This is a genomic window from Streptomyces sp. NPDC006283, from assembly GCF_040613325.1.
Lineage (GTDB): Bacteria > Actinomycetota > Actinomycetes > Streptomycetales > Streptomycetaceae > Streptomyces.
The window spans coordinates 1-8,105 of record NZ_JBEXRZ010000278.1; the positions used below are offsets into that span (position 1 = coordinate 1).

Genomic DNA, 8,105 nt, shown 5'->3' on the forward strand with positions numbered 1-8,105 from the left:
CGGCCATACACGCCCCCGCCCCCGCCCGGCCCCAAAATGAAAACCCGGACGGGGACGAGGGGCCGCCCCGCGGGGCGGGGCGGCCCTTCTCGTTGGAGCGTCAGGCCTGCTCCTCGAAGAGGCTCGTCACGGAGCCGTCCTCGAAGACCTCGCGCACGGCGCGGGCGATCGTCGGCGCGATCGACAGCACCTTGATCTTGTCGAGCTCCAGCTCGCCCGGCGTCGGCAGCGTGTTCGTCAGGACGAACTCGCTCACCTTCGAGTTCTTCAGACGGTCCGCCGCCGGCCCCGACAGGATGCCGTGCGTCGCCGTCACGATCACGTCCTCGGCGCCGTGCGCGAAGAGCGCGTCCGCCGCGGCGCAGATGGTGCCGCCGGTGTCGATCATGTCGTCGACCAGGACGCAGACCCGGCCCTCGACCTCGCCGACGACCTCGTGGACCGTCACCTGGTTGGCGACGTCCTTGTCGCGGCGCTTGTGCACGATCGCCAGGGGGGCGTCGAGCCGGTCGCACCAGCGGTCCGCCACGCGCACGCGGCCGGCGTCCGGGGACACGATCGTCAGCTTGTTGCGGTCGACCTTGGCGCCCACGTAGTCGGCCAGCACCGGCAGGGCCGACAGGTGGTCGACGGGGCCGTCGAAGAAGCCCTGGATCTGGTCCGTGTGCAGGTCGACGGTGAGGATGCGGTGCGCGCCCGCCGTCTTCAGCATGTCGGCGATCAGACGGGCCGAGATCGGCTCACGGCCGCGGTGCTTCTTGTCCTGCCGGGCGTAGCCGTAGGACGGGATGATCACGGTGATGCTCCGGGCGGAAGCCCGCTTCAGAGCGTCGATCATGATCAGCTGTTCCATGATCCACTTGTTGATGGGGGCCGTGTGGCTCTGGATCAGGAAGCAGTCCGCACCGCGCGCGGACTCCTGGAAACGGACGTAGATCTCGCCGTTGGCGAAGTCGAAAGCCTTCGTCGGGACGAGGCCCACACCCAACTGGTGTGCAACCTCCTCGGCCAGCTCGGGGTGGGCGCGGCCGGAGAAGAGCATCAGCTTCTTCTCGCCGGTCGTCTTGATCCCGGTCACAGCACTGTCTCCTCAGACGTGTTCTCTGGCCGCGAAGGTCCTGGACACAAGGGTCCCGGGCGCGAGCCAGCCGAATTTGTGTGCACGTATCACGGTACGCCGAGTTCGACGCACCCGTTTCCGGTCAGTTCCCCTCGGCGACCTGTTCCGTTACCTCCGCGGCTGCCTGCGCGGCCGCGCTTCCGGGGCGCTTACGAGCCACCCACCCCTCGATATTCCGCTGCTGGCCGCGGGCGACGGCCAGCGAACCGGCCGGCACGTCCTTCGTGATCACGGAGCCCGCGGCGGTGTACGCGCCGTCCCCGACCGTGACAGGAGCCACAAACATGTTGTCCGAGCCGGTCCTGCAGTGGGAGCCGATCGTGGTGTGGTGTTTCGCCTCACCGTCGTAGTTCACGAAGACGCTCGCGGCGCCGATGTTCGTGTACTCGCCGATCGTTGCGTCGCCCACGTAGGAAAGGTGCGGGACCTTGGTGCCCTCGCCGATCGTGGCGTTCTTCGTCTCGACGTACGTACCGACCTTGCTCTTCACGCCCAGTCGCGTGCCCGGCCGCAGATAGGCGAACGGGCCGACCGAAGCGCCCTCGCCGACCGTGGCCGAATCCGCCACCGTGTTGTCCACCCGGGCACCTGCGTGCACCGTCGTGTCCGTCAGCCGGGAGTTGGGGCCGACCTCCGCGCCCTGAGCGATGTGGGTGGTGCCCAGCAGCTGCGTGCCCGGGTGCACCACCGAGTCCGGCTCGAACGTCACGGTCACGTCGACCAGTACGGAGGCCGGGTCGACGACGGTGACGCCGGCCATCATCGCCCGCTCGAGCAGCCGTGCGTTCATCAGGCTCCGGGCCTCGGCCAGCTGAACGCGGTTGTTGATGCCCAGGATCTCGCGGTGATCGCCGGCCACGGAGGCGCCGACCCGGTGCCCGGCCTCGCGCAGGATGCCGAGCACGTCGGTGAGGTATTCCTCGCCCTGGCTGTTGTCCGTGCGGACCTTCTTCAGGGCGTCCGCGAGAAGCTGCCCGTCGAACGCGAACACGCCGGAGTTGATCTCGCGGATCGCGCGCTGCTCCTCGGTGGCGTCCTTGTGCTCGACGATCGCGGTGACGGCGCCGGTGGCGGCGTCCCGCACGGTGCGGCCGTAACCCGTGGAGTCGGGCACCTCGGCGGTGAGCACGGTCACCGCGTTGCCGTCGGTGGAGTGTGTCGCGGCGAGGGCGGACAGCGTCTCGCCGGAGAGCAGCGGGGTGTCGCCGCAGACGACGACAACGGTCCCGGCGATCTGTCCGCCGAGCTCCTCGAGGCCCATGCGCACGGCGTGGCCGGTGCCGTTCTGCTCGGCCTGGAAGGCGGTACGGGTGCCGGCGAAGCGCTCGGCGAGATGCGCTTCGACCTGCTCGCGTGCGTGTCCGACGACCACGACGAGCTGCTCGGGGTCCAGTTCACGCGACGCGGAGACGACATGTCCGACGAGCGAGCGCCCGGCGATTTCGTGCAGGACCTTGGGGGTCCTCGACTTCATGCGGGTGCCCTCACCCGCTGCGAGAACGACGACGGCTGCCGGGCGATTGGCGCTCACGTGAATGCCCTTCGGCTTCGGGTGGTGGGACAACCGAAGGATACCGGGGGGTTTCGGGCCGGAAACGGGCGCGGGTCCCGACCGCGTAGGTCGAGACCCAAAGATGCGGGATCCGAGAGGTGGATCCGACGATGCGGGCCCGAAGGCCGAAAGCTCCCCCGTCAGGACTCGAACCCGAACAGATGGCACCAAAAGCCACAGTGCTGCCAATTACACCACGGGGGATGAAATGCAACGGAACCGGACATTGCGTTCGGTTGCCGAGCCAGCACCCCACACTATGCCAGGTGAGCTCCGCGCGACGGTAGGAAAACGACTCGCGCCCGCCCGTAGGCTGGAACACATGACCACAACGGGGGCGCAACAGGAGGCCACGGGTCCGACCACCCGTGGCCCGCTGTGGTGGGGACGACGGCGCAGTGCCGTGCTGGACGTGGGGCTGGCCGTCGTCTCCGCCTTTGAATGTGCGCTGGAGGGTGTCGGGTTCGCGGACATGGCCGCGTTGCCGGTGCCGTTCGGGGTGCTGTTCGGGCTGGTTGTCGGGTCGGTACTGGTTCTGCGGCGGCGCTGGCCGATCGCCGTGGTGCTGGTGTCCGTCGCGACCACGCCGGCCGAGATGGGCTATCTGATGGGGATCGTCGGGCTGTACACGCTCGCCGCCTCCGAGGTGCCCCGGCGGATCACGGCGACGCTGGCGGGGATGGCCCTGTCGGCGACCTTCATCGTGACGTTCGTGCGGGTGCGGCAGCAGGTCGAGTCGGCGGACTTCGACGCCCCCGGCGGCTGGTACGTGCCGCTGATGTCGGCCTCCATGTCGCTGGGCCTCACGGCCCCTCCGGTGCTGCTCGGGCTCTATATAGGGGCGCGGCGGCGGCTGATGGAGAGCCTGCGGGAGCGGGCGGACAGCCTGGAGCAGGAGCTGTCGCTGCTGGCGGACCGGGCGGAGCAGCGCGCCCAGTGGGCCCGCCAGGAGGAGCGGACGCGGATCGCGCGGGAGATGCACGACGTGGTGGCGCATCGGGTCAGCCTCATGGTGGTGCACGCGGCGGCGCTGCAGGCCGTGGCGTTGAAGGATCCGCAGAAGGCGGTGAAGAACGCGGCGCTGGTGGGGGACATGGGCCGGCAGGCGCTGACGGAGCTGCGGGAGATGCTCGGTGTGCTGCGTTCCGGCGAGGCCCAGGCGCGGGTGCAGGCCGAGGTGCCGCTCGCGGCGGTGGGCGCCGCCGCAGCAGCTGCCGCCGCCGCAGCCGCGGAGGACGGGCCGTGCATCGCGGACATCGAGGTGCTGGTGGGCCAGTCCCGGCAGGCGGGCATGGTGGTGGAGCTCGCGGTGCAGGGAGACGTACGGGCATATCCGCCGGAGGTGGAGCAGACCGCCTACCGGGTGATCCAGGAAGCACTGACGAACGTCCACAAGCACGCGGTCGGCGCCAAGGTGATGGTGCGGCTCGCGCATCGTGACGAAGAGGTCGCGATGCAGGTGGAGAACGGCGCCCCGGACGCGGCGGGCGGTGCGGCGGAGGCCGACCTGCCCAGCGGCGGCAACGGCCTGGTGGGTATGCGGGAGCGGGTGACCGCCCTGGGCGGGGTGTTCGTGTCGGGGCCGACGGACCTCGGGGGCTTCCGGGTGTCCGCGGTGCTCCCGGACCGTGCCGTGGCCGGCGTGCGGTAGGGGTGGCGGTGCGGTAGGTGCCCGGGCCGAAGCGACCGGGGCCGAAGCGACCCGGGCAGGCCCGGGCCGAAGTGGCCCGGCCGGCCGTCCGGCTCAGCCCGGGACGAGCCGCATCGGCTGGATTCCGGTGACGAGGGTCGTCAGCGCCTGGTCGATGTCCGGGCCCAGGTACCAGTCGCCGGTGTGGTCGACGCTGTAGACGCGGCCTTCGACGTCCATGGCCAGCACCGCCTGCTGGTCGCCCTCCATACCCAGCGGAGAGATCTCGGTGTCGAGGGCCCGGCCGAGGTCGGCGAGGGTACGGGCCAGATGGAGGCCGGCGAGCGGATCGAAGTGGAGCGGAACGGGCGCGTACTGGCGCCCCGGGCCGGGCGCGGTGACGGTCAGTCCGCCGAATTCGGCCCAGGCCTCGACGGCAGCGGGGAAGACGGTGTGCTGGTGGCCGGCCGGGGAGACATGGGCGCGCAGGGTGTCCGCCCAGTGTTCGGCCTGCTTGATGTCCCAGCGGCCGGGCTGCCAGCCCGCCTCACGCAGAGCGGCGTCGACGGCGACGGGGAACCGAGTGGTGCTGAGGTGGTCGGGCATCGGTCGCGGTTCAGCCGTTCTCGGGTGCGGTCGGATCGACGGGGCGTACGCCGAAGTGGTCGAGCATCGCGGTGCACGACCGGCACGGCGGTGCGTAGCTGCCGTGCAGCGGGTCGCCGTCCTCGCGGATACGGCGGGCGGTGAGCTTGGAGTGCTTGAGCGACCGCCGGGCCTCGCCGTGGGTGAGGGGCTTTCGCTGCGCACGCTTGGAGCGCTGGTTCTCCGCGGCGCCGAGGTGCCGGGAGAGCAGGATCGCCTCCGGACATCGCCCCGTGAAGCGCTCCCGCTGACCACTGGTGAGGGTGTCGAGGAAATCCTGCACGAGCGGATGGAGCGGAGGCGGCCGGTCTCCCTTTCCGGCGGTGCACGTGAGGGTCTCGCCGCGTACGGAGAGTGCGGCGGCGACGGCGGGCAGGATTCCGTCACGACGGTGCCGGAGTCCCGGGGCCCGTCCCGACTCGTCGGAGATCCAGCTGAGGCGTGGATCACCGGATGTGCCTGGTTGCGCTGTGTGCATGGTGTTGCCGTCCCTCCCGTGCACTCCCCCGTGGTGCGGGTAGACAGCCTGCCAAATGGGGTGGCACGTAAGGAAGCTGGGTAGCTGAAACGTGTCGACCCGGTGTCACCATGGGGCCCTTGGGTCACTCGAAAGTGACTCTTGGTCACGGAACCGGAGGCCCGGCCGCCACTCTTGCCCCACCGCTTAGGCTGTGCTGAACCAGCCAGAAGCCAGCAGGGGGCAGAACGCCATGACGACAGGTCGGCAAGGCCTGGGGGCAGCTACGGGCCCCGGGGCCGGCGCACCAACCGCGCCACCGAATGCGGCCTACGCCGGGCAGGTCGTGCACTTCCCGGATCCGGTCCGGGCCTCCCGTCACCCCAGAGGGGTGCGGATGGACGACGACGGTTACCCGGACTTCTCGCCGTACGCGCGCGCGGCCGCCGAGATCGCCGAGCCCCCCGAGGGCTTCGGCGTGGACGAGCTGCGCCTCACGGACTACGTCTCGGCGAACGCCGCACTGCACGCGGACGGCCACCCGCTGTGGGACACGATCCCCGCGGTGGCGACGCCGCACGGCTGGACGTGGCACCACGTGCGGGGGTCGCGGCGGCTCGAGCTCGTACCGGTCGAGGTGAAGGCGCTGCTGCGGCACCACGGCGGTCTGGCGACGGCGGTGGTGGACCAGGACAAGCGGGGCACGCGCCCGCTGCAGGAGACACGGCCCGCGCACTTCGGCCTGCCGAAGGGTGCGCTGTCGGTGACCGAGCAGCAGCTCCGCCACATCGAGGAGGACCTCGGATACAGCCTTCCCGGCGCGTACCGCTCCTTCCTCAAGGCCGCGGGCGGTTCCGCCCCGGTCGGCGCGGCGCTGGACGCGGAGCTGGGCCTGCTGGTGGACCAGCCGTTCTTCACGATCCGGGAAGAGGCCGCGGTCAACGACCTGGTGTACGTCAACAAGTGCCTGCGGGACCATCTGACGAAGGACTACCTGGGCGTCGCCTTCGTCCAGGGCGGGATCCTCGCGCTGAAGGTGAAGGGGGCGGACGTGGGGTCGGCGTGGTTCTGCGCGTACGACGACGCCCGCGACCAGGACGGGTGGAACGTGCAGGAGCGTGTGGAGCGGCTGCTGCTGCCCTGCGGCGAGGACTTCGACGCGCTTCTGCAGCGGCTTGCGGGCAATCCGCCGGAGCTGGAGACCGTGGCGAATCTGATGGTGGACGGCGGCTTCGCGCGGGCCGTTCCGGTTTCGGGCGAGGGGTGATGGTCCGATGGTGACTTTCGCACAGGCGCAGGAGCGCGCCGAGGAGTGGGTCAACGGCGACGTGCCCGCGTATCAGCACCGTGAGGTGCGGGTGCGCGAGTTCGAGCTCGGGTTCGTGGTGTGGGCGGAGGACCGCGAGGGCGGTGCCCGTTCCGACGGTGGTCGTCAGCGGCTGGTCATCGCCAGGGACAGCGGTGAGGCGACGTTGTGGCCGGGGCTGCCGGTGGGCGAGGTCATCCGCCGGTACGAGGAGGAGTACGGCAGCACCGAGGAGACGCCGGCCGCGGCGGGGACACAGGCACCGGAGCGGATCGATCTCAATCAGACGTCGTTCCTGTTGAGCCCGCCGGAGTGGCTCCAGGACGCCGCCGACAGGCTGGGCATCCCGGACCGGCGGGCCTCGTCCGGGTCCGGTGCCGCGGACGCGGCCGACGCCGCCGCTGCCGGTTCTGTCAACGCCTCCGCTCCGGCGGCGGACGCGACGCCGTCCCCTGCTTCCGGGTCCCCTGCCTCCGGTGTGCCCTCCCCGGCCGGCGAGCGGTCGGCCGACGCGGGCGAGCCGGACGCGTCGGGGTCGATCGGGGCCAACGCCTCGCAGGCGACGGGCAGTTTTTCCTCTTCCCTGTCCTCGCCCTCGTCCTCGTCGCCCTCGTCGTCTTCGTCGATGCCCGCTTCTGCTTCCGCCTCGGCCTCGGCAGGGTCGGCGTGGCCGGAGGCCGGATCGGGCTCGGGCACGTCGGGGAGCGGAGCCGCGTGGCCGAGTGCCGGGTCCGTCGACTACGAGCCGACGGCCTCCGACGGCGTGCCCGCCACCCCGTCGGGAGCGACGGGCACGGGCAACGGCTGGACGGACACCACCTCTGCGGGGTCGGGCGACGCGTCCGTGCCGCTGCCTGCGACGGTGTTCGCGCCGCCGGTTTCTGTGGACGACGCCACCCCGCCTCCGCCGTCGGTTTCGGCGGACGCGCCCACTGCGCTGATGTCCGGCGGCAGCCAGCTGCCGAGGACCGCCATCGTGCCGGGGCTGGACCCGCAGCCCGAGCCGTCGTCGTCGCAGACCCCGCCGCCCCGGGGCGCCGGAGCCGCGGACATCGCGGACGCGGCGACGAGCAAGGCCGTGCTGCCCCCGCGGGGTGCGCGCGGCGGTGCCGGTGCGACGCCTGTGCCGCCGCCCGGTGCCCCTGGCACTCCGGGTGCCCGCCCCGGCGCGGGCGCCACGCCTCCGCCGTCGGGTCCGGGCGCGCCAGGCGCCCCGGCGGGCGGCTACCTGCCGACCCAACTCGTCTCCCAGCTCGGTCCGGAGGGGGCGCAGCCTCCTGGTCCGCCCGGGGCCCCGCAGCCTCCTGGTCCGCCGGCGCCTCCTGGTTCGACGCCGCCGCCCGGTGGGGGTGTGCATCATGCTGCGACGATGCTGGCCGGTCCGGCCCAGATGGG

6 protein-coding genes, 1 tRNA gene and 1 pseudogene are annotated in these 8,105 nt (G+C 71.6%); 3 read left to right on the forward strand and 5 right to left on the reverse strand.

Translation table 11 applies throughout. The annotated features are described in order from the left end of the window. Positions 1 to 100 precede the first annotated feature (100 nt). The 3 genes from ABZ070_RS33445 to ABZ070_RS33455 form a co-directional block, all read right to left on the reverse strand. A complete protein-coding gene (locus tag ABZ070_RS33445) occupies positions 101 to 1,078 on the reverse strand; it encodes a ribose-phosphate diphosphokinase (RefSeq protein ID WP_356639477.1) in 978 nt (325 codons plus the stop codon). 124 nt (positions 1,079 to 1,202) lie between these two features. Continuing rightward, the gene (gene glmU / locus ABZ070_RS33450; protein WP_356639479.1) at positions 1,203 to 2,651 is read right to left on the reverse strand and encodes a bifunctional UDP-N-acetylglucosamine diphosphorylase/glucosamine-1-phosphate N-acetyltransferase GlmU; all 1,449 of its coding nucleotides are present in this window, start codon (positions 2,649 to 2,651) and stop codon (positions 1,203 to 1,205) included. A 153-nt stretch (positions 2,652 to 2,804) separates the two neighbouring features. Further along, a tRNA-Gln gene (locus ABZ070_RS33455) sits at positions 2,805 to 2,876 on the reverse strand. 118 nt (positions 2,877 to 2,994) lie between these two features. Here ABZ070_RS33455 and ABZ070_RS33460 point away from each other — a divergent pair. Then, positions 2,995 to 4,323: a histidine kinase gene (locus ABZ070_RS33460; RefSeq protein ID WP_356639481.1), complete on the forward strand. Its 1,329-nt coding sequence runs from the start codon at positions 2,995 to 2,997 to the stop codon at positions 4,321 to 4,323. Positions 4,324 to 4,416: 93 nt separating this feature from the next. Here ABZ070_RS33460 and ABZ070_RS33465 read toward each other — a convergent pair whose 3' ends face one another. Together ABZ070_RS33465 and ABZ070_RS33470 are read right to left on the reverse strand one after the other, a co-directional pair. Next, positions 4,417 to 4,908: an SUKH-3 domain-containing protein gene (locus tag ABZ070_RS33465; RefSeq protein ID WP_356639483.1), complete on the reverse strand. Its 492-nt coding sequence runs from the start codon at positions 4,906 to 4,908 to the stop codon at positions 4,417 to 4,419. A gap of 10 nt (positions 4,909 to 4,918) precedes the next feature. Then, positions 4,919 to 5,425 carry a YwqJ-related putative deaminase gene (locus tag ABZ070_RS33470; protein WP_356639485.1) on the reverse strand — a complete coding sequence of 169 codons (507 nt, stop codon included), beginning with the start codon at positions 5,423 to 5,425 and terminating at the stop codon, positions 4,919 to 4,921. Positions 5,426 to 5,657: 232 nt separating this feature from the next. On the opposite strand from ABZ070_RS33470, the gene ABZ070_RS33475 reads away from it, so the two are divergent. Both ABZ070_RS33475 and ABZ070_RS33480 read left to right on the forward strand, forming a co-directional pair. Then, positions 5,658 to 6,671 (forward strand): SMI1/KNR4 family protein, encoded by a 1,014-nt coding sequence (locus ABZ070_RS33475; protein ID WP_356639487.1) that lies wholly within the window; start codon positions 5,658 to 5,660, stop codon positions 6,669 to 6,671. 7 nt (positions 6,672 to 6,678) lie between these two features. Further along, positions 6,679 to 8,105: pseudogene (locus tag ABZ070_RS33480) on the forward strand (hypothetical protein); the annotation flags it as partial.

Coding starts and splice junctions, on each gene's coding strand:
- ABZ070_RS33460 (WP_356639481.1), top strand. CDS start 2,995: ATGACCACAACGGGGGCGCAACAGGAGGCCACGGGTCCGACCACCCGT.
- ABZ070_RS33465 (WP_356639483.1), bottom strand. CDS start 4,908: ATGCCCGACCACCTCAGCACCACTCGGTTCCCCGTCGCCGTCGACGCC.
- ABZ070_RS33470 (WP_356639485.1), bottom strand. CDS start 5,425: ATGCACACAGCGCAACCAGGCACATCCGGTGATCCACGCCTCAGCTGG.
- ABZ070_RS33475 (WP_356639487.1), top strand. CDS start 5,658: ATGACGACAGGTCGGCAAGGCCTGGGGGCAGCTACGGGCCCCGGGGCC.